Below are 23,250 nucleotides of genomic sequence, written 5' to 3' on the forward strand. Positions count from 1 at the left end.
AACCCCGCAACTCTTGTAGGATGACGTAGCCAATTTTTGAAGTTCTATCTTAGTATATATAATAAACTATTAGGTAAATAGGCCATGCCTAATTTCAATATATTTAAAAGTATCTTACCTGATCATCATGATCAATTTGCCGAGATTTTTGATCAAATTAATGATTTGATTGAAGATCATAATTATGATGCTGCTGCAAGCAGGCTGGCCAAGCTTCATTATGCCGATTTAGCTGATTTCTTAGATAATCTTAACAATAAAACATATAAAATAATTATTCCTTTATTACAGGATGAAATTAAGCCTGAAACGTTAGTATCGTTAAATGCTTATAGTAAGCCTTTAATAATAGAAACTTTAGGCATAAAAAAATCTGCAGAATTAATCAATAAGCTAGTTATAGAAGATGCTATTGAAGTAGTAATCGATCTAGACGATAATATAAAAGACCTTATCCTAAGTAATCTTACTAAAGAAAAAAAACACCAAATTACCGTAGGTTGTACATATCCCGAAAATACGGTAGGTAGGGTAATTGAGCGAGATTTTATTAATCTTCAAGAAGGATGGACGGTCGAGGAATCATTAAATTTTATCAAGAACGTAAAGAATGACTTTTATGCGGCAATCGTTACAGATAATAAATTACGCCCTATCGGTATCATTTCTCTTAGCACGCTAATTAAAGGCAAAAAAAATGAATTAATAAAAGATTTGATGAGCAAAGATTTTAAGCTTGCAGATGCTTTTACTGACTTAAATGAACTAAGCTTCATTTTTAGACAATATGCTTTAACTATTGTACCGGTAGTAAATAAAAGCGGTAAGTTAGTAGGTAGCGTATCAATCGATAATATAATTTATATTATCGAAGAACAAGCCGGAAAAGATATATTATCATTAAGCGGGGTACACACTCAAGATACTTTCTTCAATGTATTTTATACCGTTAAACATCGTTTTCCTTGGCTCTTTGTTAATCTAATCACTGCCTGCATGACCTCACTTATCATTAACCATTTTAACGACACTATTGCAAAACTTGTAACGCTTGCAGCCACTATGCCTATTGTAGCTTCAATGGGCGGAAATGCCGGAACACAAGCCATGACCGTTACGGTTAGAGCCCTTGCTAATAAAGATATTCATTATAATAATGTCAATAAAGTTATATTAAAAGAAATAGCCGTATCGGCTTTTAACGGTTTTGTACTTGCAATTATCGGAGCAGGACTTAGCTTTGTGATGTTGCTTGACTTAAATCTTAGCGTTATTTTTGCTATTGCAGTTATTTTTAATTTTTTAGTAGCCGGATTATTCGGCTCTGCTATTCCTATAATACTGCATTATTTTGATATAGACCCCGCTGCAGGCTCTGGCGTATTTCTAACAACCATAACCGATGCTCTAGGTTTCCTAACTTTCTTAAGCCTTGCTCATATTTTTTTAGTGTAATATCTATTCAAATAAAAATACATACACATTACAGCAAACAGTAGCTATAGCTCCAAGACATTTACATATACCGCAACTTGTATCCTGTTTTTCAGACTCGGTAACATTATTAATATTATTCTCATAAGATATATTATTATCTCTTGGTATATTCTGATTATTATTATTCGACTCTTTGAACAATAAATTTGCAACAGTTAGTATTAACTCACCTTGTGATGCAGTTAAATTAGTATTATTTAAGGAGCTAGATTGTGCATACTCTTGTACTTCTAAACTATTACGGTTTGACATAGTTACATTTTGACTTTAGGATTAATATTTAAAATTATATAACAATAATTTTTAATCTGCAGCTATTTATTATTAAAATTTTTTAATTAATAGCCCACAAATTATAATGAAATAAAAAATAACTTTTATGGAAGATATAAGCTCTTGGAAAGAAAAGTTTAAAATTTGTGTTTATAGTAAAAAATTACTCGATAAACTCGAATATTTAAATACTAAAGTAGAAAATCCTATAGATATCCTCGAAATCAAAAAAGGTATCTACTATGCACGTAAATATCACGGTTCTCAAATGCGTCAATCAGGCGATCTTTATTATTCGCACCCGATTGAGGTAGAAATTATGCTTGCTGAATTTGTAGCTGAAGAAGCACCTAAGCTTTATAACGTTATTATGCTGCAAGCTGCTTTACTTCATGATACTATTGAAGACACCAAATTAACTGAAGAAGCAATTACCGAAATTTTTGGATCGGAAGTAGCAAAACACGTAGAAGGTCTAACTAGAATTAAATCTTACGGGAAGATAAGTAGCGGAGAAAGCCTAAACTTACTAATTAAAGAGAAAAGATACAATACGGCATTAATAAAATTATTTGACCGAATTCATAATGTGCAAACTTTAGGAGTTAAATCACCTGAGAAAGCTAGAAAAATTATTGAAGAGACTTTAATAAATTTTCTTTTGGTCGCTGCTAATATAAATTATAAACTAGAACGAGAATTTGCTGAGTTATGCCTAAAAGTTTTTAATATCGAACTTGAAAGACAACAAGCTTTTTCTAATAATAACTCTCTGCTTCCTCCTCTAACTTTATAAAATGATTTACTCCAAATGTATAACCAATTAGAATTGGAATAATAATCCCCAGTGATTAAAATAATCTATCAAGTAAATTGTTCCAAAAGAAGAAACTGCAAACATTAAAGCTCTTGATAAAGCAAATATAAAACTACCGCATGTAAAACGTTTTAATACCGGAAATCTTGCATAAAACACTGCACCTGCCGGAAAAGTAGTAGGGGCAAATACTACAATAAATAATTGAAATAAAAGTAATTCTATAGTATTTGAAATATTGTTTAGTAAGATAGGAGACATAATAGCTACAATAGAAAATATTATTAATCTTACCTTAAGGACTTTTAAAGGATGTATTTTACAAACCAAATAAGTAACAATTATTGTACTTATTAATTCTGTACCACAAACAATAAAATTTTGATGAATTACTTGAGCAGCACTGTAATTAAATGAGTTTTTTAGCATATTACCGCAATAAATATAAAACTATATAAAACCATAACGGGGCTCCACAATGTATAAAAAAGAAAGCTATTGCTGTTGGTTTATTAATTTTTTCACTCCAAATAGGGCTTGATTTTAGCCTATTACTATCTATTCCCGCTTGTGCTACAGTTTTCTTTATTCGTCTTTTTGCATCAATGAAATCCGGAGTCTCTCTAAGATTTGTCCTTGCAACAGCACCAACTATAGCAATAGCTGCTCCAAACCAAAATGCAATACGCCAATCAAGTCCAAAAGAAGTAACAAGTGTTCCTACCGCCAATGCTAAGGTTGTACCTAAAGTTACAAAAACAACAAGCGAAGCCACTACCCAATAACGTTGAGGAATTTTTGTCATTTCGGTTAGATAAAGCTCGGCACCTACTACCTCCCCCATAGAGGACATCCCCTGAGCGATACGACACGCAGTTACTACAAAAGTTGCCGTAATACCAATTTCGGCATAAGTTTTTAAATTAGCCATTATAAGACAACAAATCTACATTAAAAAAGTTGTAATAATGACCGTTGCCTTACGACCTATAGTATCTCCTATCCAACCGAATATTAAAGAACCGATAGGTCTAAATACATATGTTGAACAATATGCAATGGCAGAATATAGAGAAGCAGCTCGTGCATCGGCTTCAGGAAAAAATAGCTCGTTAAGTAGTACCGCCATAGTACATAAAGCATGAGATCAAAATATTCAAGAAACGTACCTATCGATAGTAGCCCTATTGCTTCTTTTTGATTACGGGCTAAACTCTTTTGCTCTTTTGCGTAACTTAACATACTTTTTTACAAATTAGTTAAAATTAATAAATAACTATCTTGTTTTATATAAAAATAAAAGTCAATTTAAAAAAATTAGATTTTATAGCATTGCTAACTAAAGATAAATGTCGTAATGAGCTGAGCGACTGAAAGGAGCGTATCAATCCAAGAAAATAATAAAAAAAAATGCTAGTTTACAGAGTTTTTAACTAGATTACTTAGTCAATTACTTTGTAATTTCCTTGCAATGGTATTGATTTATTAAATAATCTATCTTTATTTAGCAATGCCAATAAATTTCTAATTTAATACTTGCAATTTATCTTATAATTACTTATATTCAGATTCGCTTAGATTAAAAAGCACTAAGGCGTTTTATATGTAATTAATTTTGATCCCCTTAAACTTTTTACATTAAAACGCCGTTGTTAGAGGGTATCGGTAAATAAATTTTAATTAGTAATTAAAGAGCTTTTTTAGCGAAAATTCATAAGATTTTTGAAGGAATATTATCAATATTTCAAAAAAATCTTATAATTTGCAGCAAAAAAGAATTAAATTATCGGTTAAAATTTATTTACTGATGCCCTCATATTTAAGCGGGTGTAGCTCAGGGGTAGAGTGCTACCTTGCCAAGGTCGAAGTCGAGGGTTCGAATCCCTTCACCCGCTCCAGTGATTTTTTCCGTTTTATGTCATTCCCGCATGACGTTGTTGTGTGGATCAATTTCACCTCTGTCATCCCGTGGCTTGACCACGGGATCCAGTTAAAAATGCTAAAATTATTAGTATTTTTTATTGTTTTTATGGACCCCGTGGTCAAGTCACGGGGTGACAGAGTAGATTTTATCAGTCCAAACAACAACGCCCTTTCACAAATGACATCAGTAAGTTTATCATAAATTCAATCTTCCAAACCATTTATTTATTTTTACCCTTGCATAAAAGTGTTTAGCTAGCTATTTTTATTTTATTAGACTTCTTGCATAATGTAGCTAATAAGGATAAATTTGTAGGAAACACGGCACGCACACCATAGCGTACAAAAAAGTACGCGAGGATGCGAGTACCGGATTGACGTATACCTTTAGAAAGAGGTTATACAGGAAGACTATTGCAACAATTAGGAAATTACATATGTCAACAAATACGCAAGATAATCAGGCAAATAATAACGACACTATAGAGATACAGGAAACTGAGGTAGTGCCTGTAGAAACAAATTCTTTACAATCGGGATTAACAAGCTTAATACCGATGGTTTTAATTTTTGCCGTATTTTACTTCTTATTATTACGTCCGCAAGAAAAACGACGCAAAGAAAGAGAGAAATTAGTAAGTGAAGTTAAAAAAGGAGAAGAAGTTCTAACAAATAGCGGCATTTACGGTATTGTGACTAAAGTAAGTGAAAATGACAATGATATTGAAATCGAAATAGCTAAAGACGTACGTATTAAAGCTTTAAAAAGTGCTATTGTTGATATAACTAGTCGTACAAAAGAAGTAGCAGTAAAAAAAGAAAATAACAAAAAAGATAAAAAGGTAAGCAGTGCAAAATCTTCCTAAATGGAAAATTTTTCTTTCAATTATATGTACGGTTTTTGCGGTTATTTGTGCCTTACCTAATTTTATGCAGGTAAATTCTAAGTTTCTGCCTCATGATTCAGTAAATCTAGGGCTTGACCTTAGAGGAGGAGCCCATTTATTACTCGATGTTGATTTTGACACCTACTTAAATGATTCAATGGAAAACCTTGCCGACACTTTACGCAAAAATTTTCGTGAGGATAAAATCGGCTATAAAAATCTGTTAGTTAGACAAAATAACATTCAATTAGAAGTAAGATCACCTGAAGAATTAAAGCCGTTAAAGAAAATAATTAACAAAATTGATCCGGAAATTATCACTGAAGTAAACGAAAATAAAATAAAGCTTAGCTACAGCGAATCTAGATTAAATGACTTACTTAATAAGGTAGTAGACCAATCTATTGAGATCGTTCGCATGAGAGTTGATAGTACCGGCACTAAAGAGCCGACACTACAGAAACAAGGCGATAAGCATATATTACTGCAAGTTCCCGGCGAAGAAAATCCCTCTTACCTGAAGAATATATTAGGGAAAACTGCAAAGCTAACTTTTCATTTAGTTGATGAAAATGCCAATATTGAAGAAGCAGTAAAAGGACATGTTCCGGTAGGTTCAATGCTAGTTAAGGGAGGTAGCGAAAGTCATGGGGAGTATTATGTAGTTATAAAGAAAAAAGTTGTTTTGGGTGGGGATCAGCTTACAACCGCTTCAGCTTCTTTTGACCAAAATTCACAAGCGGTAGTTGCTTTTTCTTTCAACAATTTAGGTAGTAAAATATTTGGTGAAATAACCAAAAATAATACCGGTAAACGCCTTGCTATAGTTTTAGATAATAAATTACTAAGTGCTCCAACGATAAACGGAGCGATTATGGGCGGAAGCGGTATAATAACAGGAAATTTTACCGTTGAGTCGGCAAATGAGCTTGCACTATTATTGCGAGCCGGTTCTCTCCCTGCCCCACTTAAAATTATTGAAGAGAGAAGTATAGGTCCAAATTTAGGTGCTGATTCTATAGAGTCGGGCAAAAAGGCAGGACTTATAGGGTTTATAGCAGTTTGTATATTTATGGTTTGGTCTTACGGTGTACTTGGTTTATTTGCCAATATAGCTCTAAGCCTTGCATTGTTATATATTCTAGCTTTACTTTCACTTTTCCAAGCTACTTTAACTCTCCCGGGAATTGCAGGAATAATACTAACTATGGGTATGGCTGTTGATGCTAATGTATTGATTTACGAAAGAATTAAAGAGGAGCTGCATAAAGGAGTTTCTAATCTTTATGCTATTAGAACCGGTTTTGAATCTGCGTTTGCTACTATCCTTGATTCTAACCTAACTACTTTAATCGTTGCTTTTTTACTTTATATATTCGGAGTCGGAGCAATAAAAGGTTTTGCCGTTGCATTAACGATCGGGATTATATCTTCAATGTTTTCGGCGATTATCATTACTAAATTGTTAATAGATATTTGGGTAAAATATTTTAAACCTAAAAAATTAGGTCTGGTGTAAGAGTAGACTTTGTTTTATGTCTTTTTATGTCATCCCCGCGTGGCATTGCCAGCGTGGATACTGAAGGTCGTCATTGCGAGGAGCCGTAGGCGACGCGGCAATCCAGAAAAGTAATTAAAAAAAATTCTGATATACAGAATTTTTTTTCTTCCTTGCTTCGTCGAATTACTGTGTAATTCTTCTCGCAATGACGACTCGGTATCCATGCAACAACGCCGGCTTGACCACGGGATGACAGTGGTGGAATTGATTCACGTCACCTATGCTTCTCGCAATGACGATTTTGGCAATTTTCCTCAAGCTACAGAATGATAACGAAGAAATGGGTAATATCTTATGAAAATGCAGTCAAATGTTATAAAAATAATTATCATAATTAGCTTATTAATAGGAGTAGGAGCATTATATTTGTTGTTATCTTTAAGAACGCCTGAAAAACCGCTTGCCGGTCAGGTTAATATCTATGAAGATAACGTAAAAATCGGCGGTGATTTTGAACTAATAGACCAAAATGGAGAGATATTTAATAGTGATGAATTGAAAGGCAATTTAAGCCTCATTTATTTTGGATTTACTAGTTGTCCTGATATATGCCCAACCTCTCTAAATAAAATGACGGAGATTGTAGAAATTTTAAATAAACACAAAATAGATATTCTACCTGTTTTTATCACTATTGACCCAAAACGTGATACTCCTATAGTACTTAAAGAATATCTAAAACATTTTCATCCGAAATTTATAGGTCTTACCGGTAACGAGCAGCAAATAAAAGATGTAACCGATAAATTTAAAGTTTTCTATGCTCGTGTAAATGGTGATGATGAGGACCAGAACTATATGCTTGATCATTCATCTTTTACCTATTTAATCGATGCAAACGGAAAATATCTGAAACATTTCTATTTAGATTCTTCATCTAAGGAAATTATGGAGTTTTTGAAAGGCAATTAATGAGTAACTATATATTAACTGCATATTTATTTACTTTTTTAGTTTTAGCAATATTACTAGGCTTAAGCTTCTTAAATTACAAATTATTGAAAAATGCAAAAGAGAGTAAGAAATAGATTAATAACAATAATTATTTGTTTCTGCTCTGCAGCTCTTGGAATTAGTATAATACTTTACAATTTAGAGAAAAATATAGTATTTTTTTTGCCGCCATCAAAAATTAATGAAATAGAACAAGGCAAAGAGTTAAGAGTCGGCGGGCTTGTTAAAATAGACTCAATAAATAAAATTGCTGCTGATAAGATAAGTTTTGTTATTACCGATAATATTAAGGATTTAGAAATATTATATCAAGGTGTACTCCCTGCTCTATTTCGTGAAGGACAAGGAATTATTGCTATCGGACAATTATCGGACGGAAAATTTATAGCAAGACAATTACTTGCAAAGCATGATGAGAATTACAGACCTCCGAGTTAAAACACTCGGTGTCATACCGTGGCTTGACCACGGTATCCATAAAAACAACTTAACATACAGGTTGTTTCAATATTTTTAACTGGATGCCGTGGTCAAGCCACGGCATGACAAAAACAAAATAAAAAACATGTTTATAGATAAAATCAAAGCAAAAGCAAATAATGACGAAATAAACGTAATTATCGAAATTCCGATGAATAGCGGTCCAATCAAATACGAATTTGACAAAGAATCAGGAGCGGTTTTTGTTGATCGCTTTATGCAAACTACCATGAGCTATCCTTGTAATTACGGCTTTATTCCTCATACTCTTTCAAATGACGGTGATCCGGTAGACGTACTTGTCGTAGCTCATCATCCGGTAGTGCCTGGGTCGGTTATAAAATGCCGAGCAGTCGGCGTATTGATGATGGAAGACGAATCAGGGCTTGATGAAAAAATAATCTCAGTACCGACTTCTAAACTCGATATTACTTTCGATCATATTAAAGAATTAGATGATTTATGTGAAATGCTAAAGAAACGTATCGTACATTTCTTTGAGCATTATAAAGATTTAGAAAAAGGTAAATGGGTTAAAGTTACCGGATGGGAAAATAAAGCAAAAGCGGATACTTTAATCAATGAAGGAATAGATAGGGGGCTGTAACAGGATTTAGAGGCGTTGCTATGGCTCTTTCGATGTCATTCCCGCGGAGGCGGGAATCCAGAAAAAGTAGCCTTAATCCCGATCTCAATAATTACACATTAATTAACAAAACAAACCTATAAAAACAAATTTTTATATGTTTTACTGGATTCCCGCCTCCGCGGGAATGACATCAGGAAAATTTAAGATAAAAAATAAACAGTGACCGACTTCTTACATAACGTAGCTAATAAAGAGGAATTTGAAGGAAACACGGAACGCAGAACCGCAGCGTACACTTTAGTACGTGAGGATGCGAGTACCGGATTGACGCACAAATTACCTTTAGAAGCAAGTTATGCAGGAAGTCGATTATTTCGTTCAGGGGTCGTAGTAGCTTTTTTCACATTAATTTCTCGCATATTCGGGCTTGTGCGTGAACAATTTATTGCATCATTATTCGGCTCTACCCCTATGGGTGATAGCATTAATGTTGCTTTTAAACTACCGAATCTATTTAGAAGAATTTTTGCAGAAGGAGCATTATCAAGCGTATTCATTCCTATTTATAATGAAAAAATGCTTATTTCTAAGAAAGGCGCTAATAATTTTTCAGGCGAGGTTTTTACCCTTCTACTTCTGACATTAATAGTAATAATAGCATTAATGCAAATCTTCATGCCACAATTAATGCTGTTTATTGCTCCTGGATTTCACGGTAAAAAAGAAAAATTTGAGCTTACGGTATTTTTATGCCGAATTACAATACCTTATTTAATATTTGTTTCATTAACGGCTCTACTTGGCGGAATATTAAACTCTGTAAAGAAATTTGCAGCCTTTGCTTTTTCACCGGTTATTTTAAGTGTATGCGTAATAATTTTTACTTTAACATTTGATAATTATATAGAGTCTACTATCTCGATTAGCTTATCTTTAATAATTGCCGGAATATTACAAGTTTCTTTTATGTTTGTCTGTGTGAAAAGAGCGGATTTAAACTTTCCGATAATTTTTAACCCAAGCGATCCCGATGTAAAAAAGCTTTTGATTAATATGGGACCGGCAACCATTAGCTCCGGCGTACAGCAATTAAATCTTTTCATATCTCAATCTATTGCTAGCTTTATTGAAGGTGCTATTTCTATATTATCTTATGCCGACCGGATATATCAATTTCCTCTATCAATAATAGGTACTAGCTTCTCTACTATATTGCTACCTGAGCTGTCAAAAATCTATAAATCAAATGATATAGTAGCTGCAAAAAAAATACAGAATAACGCTATTAGAATGGGGCTATTATTATCATTGCCTGCAACATTCGGTATTATAATTCTATCTCATCCGATTATTAATATAATTTATGAAAGAGGAGTATTCACGCCTCAAGATACTACAAATACAGCCGAGGCTATTTCTGCATTTGCACTCGGACTTCCTGCTTTTATTTTGGCAAAAATTTTAACTCCTATTTTTTATGCTAACGGAGATACTAAAACACCGCTCAAAATAACCTTATTTTCAATAATAATTAATACCGGTATGAATCTATTATTAATGGATTCGTTGAAACATATTGGTATTGCAGTTGGTACATCTATTGCAGCTTGGTATAATCTAGGTTTATTATATAGCTATACTACAAAACAAAATAAGCTCCATATAGAAGCAGGTATAAAGCTTTTCTGTGGTAAAATTTTGTTATGCTGTATATTAATGTCTATTACAATTGCTTTAATAAAACATTATTATTTAGAATATTTTTATTCGGAATATTTATTGATTAAAGTTTGCATGCTAGGCGGTACAATTGCAGTTGGAATGGGAGCATTTTTCGGCACGGCATATTTATTAAAAGTGATCAATTATGATAATAACAAGAAATAAGCACCAATCAAATTATCAGGATTTGCTAAAAACCTTAGCTATTATAGCTATGATCATTGATCATGTTGGTTTATATCTATATCCTGAATTAACTATTATGCGGATCATAGGTCGTACAGCTATGCCGGTATTTTGCTTTTTTGCCGGTTATAATTTTCATGATAAGCCAAAAACCCATATAATAATATTCGGTGTTTTATTACAAATATATACTACTGTACTATTTAAACAGTTTCTTACTACAAATATTCTAATCTCTATCTATTTAGGGCAATGGTATATTTATTATTTTCGTAATTCTTTAACTCGCTTTCTCTATAGCGGTTATTGTCATGTAATTATAATGGTAATATTATGGTATATTAGCTGGGCTTTGATTGATTACGGGACTCTTGTAATTGCTATAATGATACTTGGATTTATTTCAAAACATGAGCAGACAAATCTAAAACTTTGCTGCTTTATAGCAATTTTTGCTTCTTTCGTGCATTCAACTCTTTTTACTCTTGCAATTTCCTTTAATGAGTTTAATTTTTCAAATACTGAATTAATTTTAGATCTCATCTTCTTAATGATTACCTATACATTAATGATACTAAAAGATTATTCACAAAAAATACCAATAAATTTAAAATGGATACGCCGAAATGTTTTATATATTTACTGCATACAAATTATAATCTTACAATTTATATTCATCTATAAATACACATATGGTTTTAAAAATTGGTAAGTAAATATTAATAATTAGTGACAGTGGTCTTAGATTAATATGATTTAGATAATATTGATATTACTTATATGGATTTGATAGAGCGTCTAATTTCGGATAATGAACAATATAAAGAGCAATTCAGAAAAAACAAACTATTTGAAATTAACTTAGATAGTACCCTACGAAAAAATAAATTTCTTAAACATTTTCGGATTTGGTCAGACGCATTTCAAAAAATGGTATTAGCAAGAGTAGTGTTTTCTGAAACAAAAGAATTTAAACAACTTGCATGGGAGCATCTTACCGATGAATTTGGACATAATATAGAATTATCCCAAAATCTAGAAAATAATGAAGAAGCTACAGATTCTATTTTTGAGGCCTTAGGTTCTTGGTTTACACTAAAAATGATGACTCTTGGAGATAGTGAGCGAGCTGTTCTTGTCCATTTAGTAATAGAGTCTTGTGCTACTATATTCTATGAAAAACTAGGATCAATATTTTTAAATCATAAGTCAGCAAAACATTTCAAAACACATATGCATCTTGATCCCGAACATGAACAAATGGGAATAGATTTATTAAAACAAATAAATATTAATGATTCTTCTTTACTCACTATTCAAAAAAAAGGCTGGGATATGATTGATGCTCTGTTTACTAGACTTGCTGAAATCACACAGGACTAATTGGATAATAGGGTATCAGTAAATAAATTTTAACCGAATATTATAAATATCAAAAATAAAAAGGCTCTGGATATATAAGTGTGTAAATTCTAAAATAGGCATTAAATTCGCCCCTCAAATTTTATCAAAAAGTGAGCCATGGCCTCTCCCCAATTTTGGATAGGCATATTCCATTTTCGCGTAATATAGTCAATTGTCAAGTACAAAGTCTTAAATACAGAGTCGTCGTTAGGAAAACCCCTTTTGTTATTAGTAACCTTGCGTAATTGACTATTTAAACCTTCGATTGCATTGGTTGTATAAATGATACGCCTAATCACTTCTGGGTATTGTAAAAAAATTATCAAATTCTGCCAATTATTTTGCCATGATTTTGCAATATGTGGGTACTGTTTGCCCCATTTCATATCAAAATCAGATAAGGCAGTAAGTGCTTCATCCTCAGTGATAGAGCTGTATACTAGCTTCAAATCTGCTGCAAGTTCTTTACGATCTTTATAGCTTACATATGACAAACTATTTCTGATTTGATGTACAATGCACAGCTGATGCTCAGTTTGTGGATATACTGCAGATATCGCCTCACTCATGCCCGTTAGATTATCGCTACAAGCAATTAAGATATCTTTTAATCCCCTGTCTTTCATTTCAGTAAAATTATTTAACCAAAATTTAGCTCCCTCATTCTCGCTAATACACAAGCCTAAAATATCTTTCCTTCCGGTTAAATCTACACCTAAAGCTACATATACTGCCTTATTGATAATTCTCTTATCTTGACGTACTTTAACTATAAGTGCATCAAAATATACTATAGCATATATGGCTTCCAGAGGCCTATTCTGCCAACTCCTGACCTCATCCATAACATTATCGGTAACCCGACTAATAAGGCTTTCACTGTTCTCTGCACCATATAGCTCATGAATCTGAATCTTAATGTCAGAGAGGCTCATCCCTTTAGCATATAAGGATAATATCTTCTGATCTAATCCATCAATCCTAGTCTGACGCTTTGGCACTAGTACAGGAGAAAATTCAGCATTTCTATCACGTGGTACTTCAAGTTCCAATACTCCACCTTCAGTAATTAGGCTTTTTTTGCATACACCATTTCTACTATTGTCAGTCTCTATCCTGCCATATTTGTTATAGACAAGATGCTCATCCATCTCAGCTTTTAAGGCTCTTTCAAATATATTTTTAGTTAACTGCTTTAATATCCCGTCTTTGGCAAAAAAACTCGTTAAATCAGTATCTTTATCTATTAGCAAATCTACTGCTTGTTTTATCTTCTCTTGGTTACTGTTACTCATGTTATTCCTGATAAATTATATTATTGTTAATATAACCTATCCTAGAAATTTACACACTTAGTGAGACAGCACCAATAAACTAATTAATTGACATTTAAATCCATTATATGTATATCACTAAGGCTTATTTACATATTAAAAATTTTTAATATGTAAGCTATATGAATATTAAACAATCTTTCATCAGGTCAACTTAATCTTAATTATAAGGACGCCGAAGGAAATTCAGTTTTAATGAATATACTTCAATCACAAAATACTCCTCTACTAAAAAATTATTTTAGCAAGGCAAAAGTAGAAACTGATTTTAAATTATTTCCTTTAATACCTAATAATAGCGGTCATACAATTTATGAGATTGCTGCAGTAGCAGACAATAAAAAAATTTCAAAAATTCTTTATCATAAAATAGCAGAGCTTCATGATCTTAATAAAATAGTAATTCAAGCCTCTGCTAACAAAATAGATTCAAATACTTTAGATTTAGATTCTCCTCCACCTTATAATCTTTCATATTATGATGATGCTACTCATATGACAGGAGGAATACTAGAAAGTAATTAAATCCTACGAAAGCATTATTGAGTGAATAAAAATCGTCATTGCAAGCGACTAAAAGGAGTGTAGCAATCTCAGGAAATTAAAACTAGATTGCCACGTCGCTTTGCTCCTCGCAAAGCATTATTGCGTGGATACCACCCCGTCATTGCGAGGAGGTCTTATTGCGTGGATCAGTTTTACCTCTGTCAAGCCACGGGGTGACACAGTAGGTTTTAACGGTCTACGCAACAATGCCTTGCGAGGAGGGACATAGTCACGACGTGGCAATCTTGTCAAACCTCCTAAGATTGCTTCGCCTTGATTACTACGTAATTCTTCTCGCAATGACGAAAATCACTAAACCTAAACCAACTCACTTACTTGCGATTTGGCGAAGAGCTTTATCTGAAAGTTAACAAAATTTAAATTACCTTTTGAACCTATTTCCGCAAATTTATGAGCTTTAAGTAATAGATCATAATCTTCCGCCAAATCAGCAAAGAAAAACTCCATTTCACCGCTTTGTTTTACTCCTAAAATCTCACCGCTACCTCGAAGTTTTAAATCCTGTTCAGCGATATAAAATCCATCATTAGTTTGTTTTATTATCTCAAACCTACCTCGTGCAACTTTTCCAAGCCTTTTAGGATTATAGAGCAATATACAATATGACTGCAAAGAGCCTCGCCCTACTCTACCTCTAAGCTGATGAAGTTGAGCGAGACCAAACTGCTCAGCGTTTTCGATAACAATTAAAGTTGCTTCAGGTACGTCTATTCCGACTTCAATGACGGTTGTTGCAACTAATATCTTAATTTCACCTTCCTTAAACTGCTTCATTATTTGGTCTTTCTGCTCGTTCTTCATCTTACCGTGAATAATACCGGTATAACCTTGATATATATTTTCGATAGAGTTAAAACGATTCATCACATCCATTAATAAACCATCCTCTTCCTCCTCCATTGTCATCCCGTAGCTTGACTGACATTGTTGCATGGTTCGAGAGACCCGTTCGGTGTCATCCCGTGGCTTGTCCACAGGATCCAAAAAATAACTAGAACTACTGATAATGTTAGTATTTTTAACTGGATCCCGCGATCGAGTCGCGGGATGACAATGGTGGGAGTGAACCATGCGACAACGCTGGCTTGACCGCGGTATGACATCAAGGGGTTTTCCCTGCTCTATCAATGGACATATCCAATATACCCGCTCACCTGCTATAAGCTTCTTATTTATCGCTTCGATAATATGTTCTATCTTATTAACTGACATGGTGTTCGTAGCGATAGGCAAACGATTCTTCGGCTTACCCGTTAGCTTTGAGATAGTCATATCACCAAACATAGTAAGTGCTAAACTTCTTGGAATCGGTGTTGCAGTCATGACTAATACATCAGGATTTACTCCTTTATTTATTAGATTCAAACGCTGCTGCACTCCAAATCTATGCTGCTCATCAATCACTATATAACCTAGCTTCTTAAAACTTACTTTCTCTTGAAATAACGCATGAGTACCGACTAATATATCAATCTCACCGTTTTCAAGTTGTATCATAATATTTTTACGAGCTGCCCCCAGTATTTTACCTGTAAGTAATCCGACTCTTATATTAGTATTTTTAAAAGCTTTAACAAAAAACTCATAATGCTGATTGGCAAGCAAATCGGTTGGAGCCATAAGCGTTGCTTGAAACCCTGCTTCTACCGTATTTACCATCGTCAACAAAGCTACCAAAGTTTTACCGGAGCCAACATCGCCTTGCAGTAATCTCATCATTTCTACTTTATCGCTTTGATCAAGCTCTATTTCTTCTATAACCTGCTTTTGATAAGAAGTTAGCTCAAACCCTAACTCATTTAATATATTTGCTTGTATAGCTACAGCTTTAGGGTAAATATTACCTTGTTTACCTGCTATTTGCGTACGTACATTAAAAAGAGATATTTGATTAGCGATAAGTTCCTTGGCTGCTAGTTGTTTTTTGGCAGCACCGGTGTCATCCCGTGGCTTTATTGTATTGCTTGGGGTTGTCATCCCGCGACTTGATCGCGGGATCCAGTCTTTTTTAATTTTTTCCTGGATACCGTGGTCAAGCCACGGTATGACAGCTTCACTTACATGCAACATTTTCAAATTCTGCAATATAACATCCAAATAATCCTTTACCTCTTTATCTTCTATACTCTTACACTTCTCTTCAAATATCTCTATTGCTTTTATGATATATGAATATAGCTGCTTGTTACTCAGTAAATATGTCAGGGAATAAATCGGCTCTATTTCTTTTACGAGTTTAGGATTCGTAATAAATTCAGGATGCGAAATTTGTAAGTGATGATCAAAAAATTGTACTTTACCGCTAATAATATGCTTTGTTCCAACTTTTAATTTATTGAAGATGAATGGAGGGGGCTTATGAAAAAACACTAATAACAAAGAACCGGTATCATTGCTAGCTGTAATTTTTAAAGGCTGATTACTTTTCTTTGGTAAATTAATGCTCTCAATTATAATTTCCGTTTGGATTATTTCACCGTCCCTAACCTCAGTTAAATTAGGCGATAATATTTTATTTTGATATGAAACAGGTAGATAAAATAATAAATCACGAATATTATTAATACCGAGCCTCTTAAGAGCCGATACGGTATCTTCACGTATATTGATGAACATTTTTACAGGAGCAAATAAGAATTTTTCTAGAATAGTTAGCATATACACTTCTGATAAATCAAGATATTCTAAATTATTTTGCTAAGAAAATTAATAAGAATTTTTAGTTTACATGATTATATTTGTTTGCTATTTTATAAAAAAAATTAAATAGAGGTTAATATGTTAACTAATCAACAAGGAAATTCATCTACTGTATTCATGCAGAATGAAGCTAACGAATTAGGAAGTAAATTCCAAACAGCAATGGATGAAGATAATGTAGAAGATTTTAAAAAATTAATGTTTGAAATGATTAATTTTATCGATATGTTCGGTATACAGCCGAACTCCATAATATTAGATGAAAAAAACCTTACAAAAATCGCTAAACTTGATCCTATCATCTCCCTAGCTTTTCTTACTAAGATATGTTTACCCTCAGAACAATCGCACTCCTCTATTATAGACAAAGCTTTAACAGATTGTATCCAATCTCAAGAAATAACAGAGGCCGGCACTTTATTATCATTATTATTCCGTTTAACAAGTAATAACATTCAAGATGACAATAAATACCTTTATGAAGGGATAAAAACAGGAAATATAGAAATAGTAACTAATCTTTTACGCTACGTTAATTTAGATCAAGAAGCATTTAATATAGCTATGGAGAAAGGGGGAGAAATTAAAGATTTGATATGTCAAAGAGATGAAAAATTATACAAGAGTGAATTTTTTAAGAATTTTAACCTTACTCACCCGGATAATATAGTTTCGCTTGAAGAAAAGAACGAAACAGATGTTATGGGGGATTTTATAGGGGATTTAGGAAATCATCCGGAATAAACATGTTGTTCGTTGTCATACCGCGGCTTGACCGCGGTATCCAAAAAACAATAAAAAATACTAATAATTTTAGTATTTTAACTGGACCCCGTGGTCAAGCCACGGGGTGACACCGAACGGATTTTTCGGTCCACGCAGGCAACGCTTCGCAATGACGTTTTTTGCAATGCTTATAAATCTAATTTTAGTCCTGCTCTAACTATAGCTGAAGATTTTAAAGGCATACCTTCGATAAATCCCGCTGTTTTGTAACCGCCTGAGCCCACTATCTTAAATGTTTCATTTAAGCTAAGCTCAAAATTAACTGCCCTAAGTCCGCCTTGCTTACAGCTCTCTTTTAAAGGAGTAGCGGTTAACATTTTAGGCTGATTCCAAAATGCCGCTTCTAAACCTAAACCGACAAAATCAAATTTGACTAGGTTATTAGCTTTAACTCCAACACCGTAAGACTTAAATTTCTGATTTTTGCCGTAATTAATATTAACTTGAATATATTTATTATCAACAACAAAATGGTTAACTAAACCACGCTCCAAACCGTATGGAGCAAGTATCGCTCTAGTCGCAGGTAAATATTTAACCGGTCCTAATTCAATCATAGGAATATCATTTAAGTTAGTATTCATTACAAATGAATAACCTGAATAAACTAAAAACGGATCAAATAAATCTAAATAAGCATATGAACGAATTTTATTTTTAGTAATATAATTTTTACCGTATATGGAGTTAATCGCTTTTACATATGCATTTATATCATTACCGTCTTTATCTTTACCGTCAAACTTAGTACTAAAAATATAACTTGCTTGATCTAGTCTTGTCCATAAATAACCTATACCGTAAGTAGGATTAATTTTGTTACTTGTCATATATCTATCTTTAATATTTTCAGATAACAAATAGCTTGCTTGAATCCCACCTGTATCTATAGCAATTTGCTTATGAACTTGCAAAGAATTAAAATCTTTAGTTTTAAAATATGTTGTACCCTCAAAGGATCTACTTCATATTTTGTTACTTTTAAGTCAAACTCTCTTGCTCCATAACCGCCTATCTCATGATTACCTACCATAATCCAAGACGTAGCAGTAAATCTTGTAATATAACTTAAGATTTTCATAGCTATATTATCTGAATCGGCAAACATAGTATCATCTAATTGACGATAACCTTCAATCAATGACATAGCAGCATCACTACTTGCTCTTGAGGACATATCTTTATCATAAGTAATTACATAGCTATAAATTTTTTTAGAATTTTCTTGAATTGTTATATCGTCATCAATATTTGATGCAGTTGCTAATACTGATGATTAATATAAAAGACAAGCAGCAATAGTTAAATTTAGTTTATTTAATTTCATAGTATCATTAATTTTTATTAATCATAAGTAGCTATAATATATACTATTTTAAATTTGTAAAGTATTTTTCTAATATACTAAGCGTGTCTATATCCTTGACTTCTTTTGAAAATCCTCCTAATTTCTTAAATAATAGATATTAAATAATTTTAAATTTATGAATAAAATCTATCCTTCGGCTGAAGCTGCTCTTGAAGGACTTCTTTATGACGGCATGACTATAATGTCAGGCGGATTCGGTCTATGCGGTATTCCTGAAAATTTAATAAATGCACTTCTTAAAAGCAATGTTCAAAATTTAACGATTATAAGCAATAATTGTGGTGTTGATAATTTCGGACTTGGGCTTCTTCTTCAAACTAAACAAATAAAAAAAATGATTTCTTCGTATGTCGGAGAAAATAAGATTTTTGAGCAACAATATCTTGATAAAGTACTTGAGCTTGAATTAAACCCACAAGGAACTTTAGCTGAACGAATTAGAGCTGCTTGCATGGGAATTCCGGCTTTTTATACTAAAACAGGTATAGGTACAATAGTCGAAGAAGGTAAAGAAACAAAGGAGTTTAACGGCGAAAAATATATCATGGAAACAGCGTTGCAAGCCGATCTTGCTATTATTAAAGGCTTTAAAGCTGATAAAAGCGGCAACGTGATTTACAATAAAACTGCACGAAATTTTAATGCAGTAATGGCAGGTGCCGCTAAAGTTACAGTTTGTGAAGTAGAGGAAATAGTTGAGGTGGGAGAACTTGACCCTAACAATATTCACACACCTAATATTTTCATACAGCGATTAATAGTAGGTGAAAAATATGAAAAACGTATTGAGCAATTAACTGTCAGGGAAAAATAAGATATGGCTTGGAGCAAAGAAGAAATTTATCAAATAACCGCAGAGGAACTTAAAGACGGATTATATGTTAATCTTGGTATAGGTATGCCTACGCATGTAGCAAATTATATACCTAAAGGAGTGAATGTAATATTTCAAAGCGAGAACGGTATGCTCGGTATGGGACCGTTTCCTTACGCAGGAGAGGAAGATCCCGATTTAATCAATGCCGGTAAGCAAACTATTACTGCTATTCCTGAAAGCAGCTATTTCGATAGTAGCTTTTCATTTGGGATGATTAGAGGTTCGCATGTCGATTTAACTATTTTAGGTGCTATGCAAGTCTCACAAAAAGGCGATCTTGCCAACTGGACTATTCCAGGTAAAATGGTTAAAGGTATGGGAGGAGCTATGGATTTAGTCGCTAACACCAAAAGAGTAGTTATTATAATGGAACATAATGCCAAAGACGGCGGTGCTAAATTATTAAAAGAATGCAGCTTTCCGTTAACAGGTAAAAAAGTAGTTAACAGAATAATTACCGATCTTGGAATTTTTGATATTGATAAAGATGAAATGATATTAGTTAGAAAGGCTGACGATATTACTATTGAGGAAATAAAGTCTAAAACTGAAGCCGAGTTTATTGTAGGCTTATAGGAGAGGTGTTTCCTGCATGGATTGAAAAACGCATACGATGTCATTCCTAGCTAAAAGCGGGAATCCAGTACTTTAAAGCTTGTTAAAAGCTCGATTTAATCTCGCTTTATGATGGATTCCCGCCTGCACGGGAATGACATAAGAACCATGGAACAACATCTCGTGGGAACGACATCGAAAACCTGTGGACCACATCATTAAAGCAAAACGAATTGTAATATTTATATGGAGAATAAAATGGTTAAAGTAGCTATTGTATATTATAGTGGATATGGTCATACTGCAAGCTGAAGAACTACACAAGAGCGTAAAAGAAGCAGGAGCAAATGTTTCTATTATACAAATAAATAAAGACAAACCTGATAATATCGATTGGGATTTATTAGATAATGCGGATGCTATCATTTTTGGAGCCCCAACCTATATGGGTAGTTTAGCCGGGTCATTTAAAATATTTATGGAGGCTACCTCAACTAGATGGACACAGCAAAAATGGAAAGATAAAATAGCTGTATGCTTTACTAATTCTGCTTCTTATTCAGGTGATAAATTATGCAGCATTCAACAATTATTTCATTTTGCAATGCAGCATTGTATGATTTGGGTCGGGCAAGCGGAAAGCTCACCGAATTTTGCCGATCATGAGATGCCTGACCCCGATAAAATTAATCGCCTCGGTAGCTGGTCAGGACTTATGACTCAATCTAACCACAAATCCTCCCCTGATATTACTCCTACACAAGGGGATCTAAAAACCGCTAATTTATTCGGTAAAAGAATAGTTGAAATAACTAGGAAGTTTAAAGGATAGAACCCAAATCGTCATTGCGAGGAAATTGTATAGCAATTGACGAAGCAAGGAAGAAAAAAAATTCTTATTTACAAAATTTTTTTAATTATTTTCTGGATTGCCACGTCGCCTACGACTCCGGCGTTGTTGCATGGCTCATTTATGTCATTCCAGCAACAGCGGGAATCCAGAAAATGACTGTCACCCCGTGGCTTGACCACGGGGTCCAGTTAAAAATACTAAAATTTAGTATTTTTAAGTTGTATTTTTGGATACCGCGATCAAGTCGCGGTATGACAACGGTGGATTCCCGCCTACGCGGGAATGACATAGAGCCGGTTTTTTGAGCCATGCAACAACGTCTACGGCTCCTCGCAATGACGGCTTAGGTATCCACACAACAAAGCATACTTAAAGATTAACTTCTAACAAATGATGGTTTTTGTGAACTCCTATTACTTAGAATTTTTTGAGCATACGTAGTCGTTTTAGCATCTCGTTCTCCTCTAGTTTTTAGGGCCTTTGATTTATTGCTATTAACACTAGCATCACTCCAGTTACCACTATCGCTTTCACTGCCGCTACTGCTACTACTATCACTCATCTCCATAGCAACTCTTCGTGCTAAAATTGATGCAACTCCATTAGGTTTGTTAACATTCTGAGCAGGCTTACTATGCGAATGTGCAACCGGTTTTCCTGTATTAGGATCAAACTCAACTTTTCTTAGATTTTTTGGTCCTGCTATTTCTCTCATTAAATCAGAAGTATCTATAGAAGGACGTGGTTGATTTTCTGGTTTTTTAACCGTAGTAACTCCTACAGGCTTAGATAATATCTCAGTCTGAGCCGGAGCCATAGTAGGCATAGGCGGTGGTGGCGGAATGTTATTTTCCGGCAAAGGGGGTGGTGGCGGTGGTGATGGAATATTATTTTGTGATAAAGGAGGCGGTGGTGTTACATTATTTTCCAAAGGTTTAGCTAGGGACGAATTTGCTAATATTGGTTCTTTTTTTGAAGCCATGTGATTTGTAAGGTTACTTACTATCTTTTGTAACTCCTCATTGTCAGGCAACTTTGCAATTATATCATTAATATTTCTTTCCTTATTTTCAATTAATCCCTCAAATTTACGTTTTATATAATTGTTCATCAATACTTTCTAATTGTTCTAGTATTACTTTCTTTGTTTTTTGCTAAAACCTGCTCACTATTATTTACAAAAACATTTTTAACATTTTGCCAAATATTATTTAATTTTTCAAAAATGTATAAGGTATTTCTTCCCTAATTTCAGCAATCCGTTTTTGTATTTCCTTAAGTTCTCTGATATTAGAATTCTCAGATATTAAATTTTGGATGTTTTGTTTTGTAGCATTTAAAGAATTATATTGTTTCTCTAGTTCTTCAGCCTTAATGAATTGTAAAGGATTTGTCATATTTAGAGCTGAGAATCTTTCAGGTTTACTCTTATAACTAAAATATACTTCCGATAATCTTTCTCTTTGTTCTTTAGATAAATCTTTCTTTGTTAAATCCTTAAAATTTTTTTCGATTTCTTCTTGTAATTCTTGCTTTAAAGGTGCAGATTTTTCCGCTATATTATATATCTTATTATCAATATCTTTTAATATTTTGTTATTATACTTTATTGCTTCATTTGTTAACTGTTCTTCACTTTTTACAAAAATATACTTTACATTAGAAACTGTTTTTACAAGTCTTTTAAACCAAGGCAACGATCTATATATGTTCTTTTTCTAGTTCTTTAGTTTCATTTTGTATTTCGATTAAACCTTGCAACTTCTTATTTTGTTCGCATAATTCATTTACTTGGCTTAATATAGTATTTAAAGCATTATTTTCTTGTGCTAATAATTTATTTATATCTATTTCTTTAGCCACGCCATACACCTACTATAAATTAATGTCGGCATTATAGTAAATTTCTTGTACAA

At 33.2% G+C, this 23,250-nt stretch carries 23 protein-coding genes, 1 tRNA gene and 4 pseudogenes; 18 read left to right on the plus strand and 10 right to left on the minus strand.

Annotation, left to right across the window (positions count from 1 at the left end; genetic code table 11):
- The first annotated feature begins 84 nt into the window (after positions 1-84).
- Positions 85-1,455: a magnesium transporter gene (mgtE, locus tag AC5587_RS05725; protein WP_499162112.1), complete on the plus strand. Its 1,371-nt coding sequence runs from the start codon at positions 85-87 to the stop codon at positions 1,453-1,455.
- Positions 1,456-1,458: 3 nt separating this feature from the next.
- Here the strand turns inward: mgtE and AC5587_RS05730 are convergent, their stop codons facing one another.
- Positions 1,459-1,749 carry a hypothetical protein gene (locus AC5587_RS05730; protein WP_410527345.1) on the minus strand — a complete coding sequence of 97 codons (291 nt, stop codon included), beginning with the start codon at positions 1,747-1,749 and terminating at the stop codon, positions 1,459-1,461.
- A gap of 127 nt (positions 1,750-1,876) precedes the next feature.
- On the opposite strand from AC5587_RS05730, the gene AC5587_RS05735 reads away from it, so the two are divergent.
- Positions 1,877-2,566 (plus strand): HD domain-containing protein, encoded by a 690-nt coding sequence (locus AC5587_RS05735; RefSeq protein WP_499162113.1) that lies wholly within the window; start codon positions 1,877-1,879, stop codon positions 2,564-2,566.
- Here AC5587_RS05735 and AC5587_RS05740 read toward each other — a convergent pair.
- Positions 2,529-2,860 (minus strand): annotated as a pseudogene (locus AC5587_RS05740) (proline/betaine transporter). The gene AC5587_RS05735 and the pseudogene AC5587_RS05740 overlap by 38 nt on opposite strands.
- 157 nt (positions 2,861-3,017) lie before the next feature.
- Positions 3,018-3,716: pseudogene (locus tag AC5587_RS05745) on the minus strand (MFS transporter).
- A 694-nt stretch (positions 3,717-4,410) separates the two neighbouring features.
- Here AC5587_RS05745 and AC5587_RS05750 point away from each other — a divergent pair.
- The 10 genes from AC5587_RS05750 (at position 4,411) to AC5587_RS05795 (ending at position 12,272) form a co-directional block, all read left to right on the plus strand.
- A tRNA-Gly gene (locus tag AC5587_RS05750) sits at positions 4,411-4,485 on the plus strand.
- Positions 4,486-4,502: 17 nt separating this feature from the next.
- Entirely contained in the window at positions 4,503-4,712 is a 210-nt protein-coding gene (locus tag AC5587_RS05755) for a hypothetical protein (protein WP_499162114.1), read from the plus strand.
- Between the two features lie 235 nt (positions 4,713-4,947).
- Positions 4,948-5,376, plus strand: coding sequence for a preprotein translocase subunit YajC (gene yajC / locus AC5587_RS05760; protein WP_499162115.1), 429 nt, complete (start codon positions 4,948-4,950; stop codon positions 5,374-5,376).
- The gene (gene secD, locus AC5587_RS05765; protein ID WP_499162116.1) at positions 5,360-6,916 is read left to right on the plus strand and encodes a protein translocase subunit SecD; all 1,557 of its coding nucleotides are present in this window, start codon (positions 5,360-5,362) and stop codon (positions 6,914-6,916) included. The genes yajC and secD overlap by 17 nt, the downstream gene beginning before the upstream one ends.
- A gap of 336 nt (positions 6,917-7,252) precedes the next feature.
- Positions 7,253-7,870, plus strand: coding sequence for an SCO family protein (locus tag AC5587_RS05770; protein WP_499162117.1), 618 nt, complete (start codon positions 7,253-7,255; stop codon positions 7,868-7,870).
- Between the two features lie 93 nt (positions 7,871-7,963).
- Positions 7,964-8,350, plus strand: a complete 387-nt coding sequence (gene ccmE, locus AC5587_RS05775; protein WP_410527846.1) for a cytochrome c maturation protein CcmE — start codon at positions 7,964-7,966, stop codon at positions 8,348-8,350.
- Positions 8,351-8,477: 127 nt separating this feature from the next.
- On the plus strand, positions 8,478-8,999 hold the full coding sequence (gene ppa / locus AC5587_RS05780; protein WP_499162118.1) for an inorganic diphosphatase: 522 nt from the start codon (positions 8,478-8,480) through the stop codon (positions 8,997-8,999).
- A 306-nt stretch (positions 9,000-9,305) separates the two neighbouring features.
- On the plus strand, positions 9,306-10,868 hold the full coding sequence (murJ, locus tag AC5587_RS05785; RefSeq protein WP_499163007.1) for a murein biosynthesis integral membrane protein MurJ: 1,563 nt from the start codon (positions 9,306-9,308) through the stop codon (positions 10,866-10,868).
- On the plus strand, positions 10,849-11,601 hold the full coding sequence (locus AC5587_RS05790) for a TraX family protein (protein ID WP_499162119.1): 753 nt from the start codon (positions 10,849-10,851) through the stop codon (positions 11,599-11,601). The genes murJ and AC5587_RS05790 overlap by 20 nt, the downstream gene beginning before the upstream one ends.
- A gap of 68 nt (positions 11,602-11,669) precedes the next feature.
- Positions 11,670-12,272, plus strand: coding sequence for a hypothetical protein (locus AC5587_RS05795; protein WP_499162120.1), 603 nt, complete (start codon positions 11,670-11,672; stop codon positions 12,270-12,272).
- A gap of 101 nt (positions 12,273-12,373) precedes the next feature.
- Here the strand turns inward: AC5587_RS05795 and AC5587_RS05800 are convergent, their stop codons facing one another.
- Positions 12,374-13,588, minus strand: coding sequence for an IS256 family transposase (locus tag AC5587_RS05800; RefSeq protein ID WP_499161854.1), 1,215 nt, complete (start codon positions 13,586-13,588; stop codon positions 12,374-12,376).
- A gap of 234 nt (positions 13,589-13,822) precedes the next feature.
- Here AC5587_RS05800 and AC5587_RS05805 point away from each other — a divergent pair, with 234 nt between their 5' ends.
- The gene (locus tag AC5587_RS05805) at positions 13,823-14,152 is read left to right on the plus strand and encodes a hypothetical protein (RefSeq protein WP_499162121.1); all 330 of its coding nucleotides are present in this window, start codon (positions 13,823-13,825) and stop codon (positions 14,150-14,152) included.
- A 117-nt stretch (positions 14,153-14,269) separates the two neighbouring features.
- On the opposite strand, the gene AC5587_RS05810 is transcribed toward AC5587_RS05805, so the two are convergent.
- Both AC5587_RS05810 and AC5587_RS05815 read right to left on the minus strand, forming a co-directional pair.
- Entirely contained in the window at positions 14,270-14,473 is a 204-nt protein-coding gene (locus tag AC5587_RS05810) for a hypothetical protein (protein WP_499162122.1), read from the minus strand.
- Between the two features lie 18 nt (positions 14,474-14,491).
- Positions 14,492-16,852 (minus strand): DEAD/DEAH box helicase, encoded by a 2,361-nt coding sequence (locus AC5587_RS05815; protein WP_499162123.1) that lies wholly within the window; start codon positions 16,850-16,852, stop codon positions 14,492-14,494.
- 120 nt (positions 16,853-16,972) lie between these two features.
- On the opposite strand from AC5587_RS05815, the gene AC5587_RS05820 reads away from it, so the two are divergent.
- Positions 16,973-17,638 carry a hypothetical protein gene (locus AC5587_RS05820; RefSeq protein ID WP_499162124.1) on the plus strand — a complete coding sequence of 222 codons (666 nt, stop codon included), beginning with the start codon at positions 16,973-16,975 and terminating at the stop codon, positions 17,636-17,638.
- 170 nt (positions 17,639-17,808) lie between these two features.
- Here AC5587_RS05820 and AC5587_RS05825 read toward each other — a convergent pair whose 3' ends face one another.
- Positions 17,809-18,594 carry a hypothetical protein gene (locus tag AC5587_RS05825; protein ID WP_499162125.1) on the minus strand — a complete coding sequence of 262 codons (786 nt, stop codon included), beginning with the start codon at positions 18,592-18,594 and terminating at the stop codon, positions 17,809-17,811.
- On the minus strand, positions 18,567-18,857 hold the full coding sequence (locus AC5587_RS05830; protein WP_499162126.1) for a hypothetical protein: 291 nt from the start codon (positions 18,855-18,857) through the stop codon (positions 18,567-18,569). Before AC5587_RS05830 ends, AC5587_RS05825 begins: the two co-directional genes overlap by 28 nt.
- 307 nt (positions 18,858-19,164) lie before the next feature.
- On the opposite strand from AC5587_RS05830, the gene AC5587_RS05835 reads away from it, so the two are divergent.
- From AC5587_RS05835 to AC5587_RS05850, 4 genes and pseudogenes are all read left to right on the plus strand, one after another.
- Positions 19,165-19,863 (plus strand): CoA transferase subunit A, encoded by a 699-nt coding sequence (locus AC5587_RS05835; protein WP_202068743.1) that lies wholly within the window; start codon positions 19,165-19,167, stop codon positions 19,861-19,863.
- Positions 19,864-19,866: 3 nt separating this feature from the next.
- The gene (locus AC5587_RS05840; RefSeq protein WP_499162127.1) at positions 19,867-20,502 is read left to right on the plus strand and encodes a 3-oxoacid CoA-transferase subunit B; all 636 of its coding nucleotides are present in this window, start codon (positions 19,867-19,869) and stop codon (positions 20,500-20,502) included.
- A 424-nt stretch (positions 20,503-20,926) separates the two neighbouring features.
- Positions 20,927-21,055: pseudogene (locus AC5587_RS05845) on the plus strand (flavodoxin family protein); the annotation flags it as partial.
- A gap of 42 nt (positions 21,056-21,097) precedes the next feature.
- Entirely contained in the window at positions 21,098-21,313 is a 216-nt protein-coding gene (locus tag AC5587_RS05850) for a transcriptional regulator (RefSeq protein WP_410527089.1), read from the plus strand.
- Positions 21,314-21,452: 139 nt separating this feature from the next.
- Here the strand turns inward: AC5587_RS05850 and AC5587_RS05855 are convergent, their stop codons facing one another.
- On the minus strand, positions 21,453-21,644 hold the full coding sequence (locus AC5587_RS05855) for a hypothetical protein (RefSeq protein ID WP_499163039.1): 192 nt from the start codon (positions 21,642-21,644) through the stop codon (positions 21,453-21,455).
- Between the two features lie 66 nt (positions 21,645-21,710).
- A pseudogene (gene rickA, locus AC5587_RS05860) lies at positions 21,711-23,197 on the minus strand (Arp2/3 complex-activating protein RickA).
- Between the last annotated feature and the right edge of the window lie 53 nt (positions 23,198-23,250).

The organism is Rickettsia endosymbiont of Hedychridium roseum, from assembly GCF_964028255.1.
Lineage (GTDB): Bacteria > Pseudomonadota > Alphaproteobacteria > Rickettsiales > Rickettsiaceae > Rickettsia > Rickettsia asembonensis.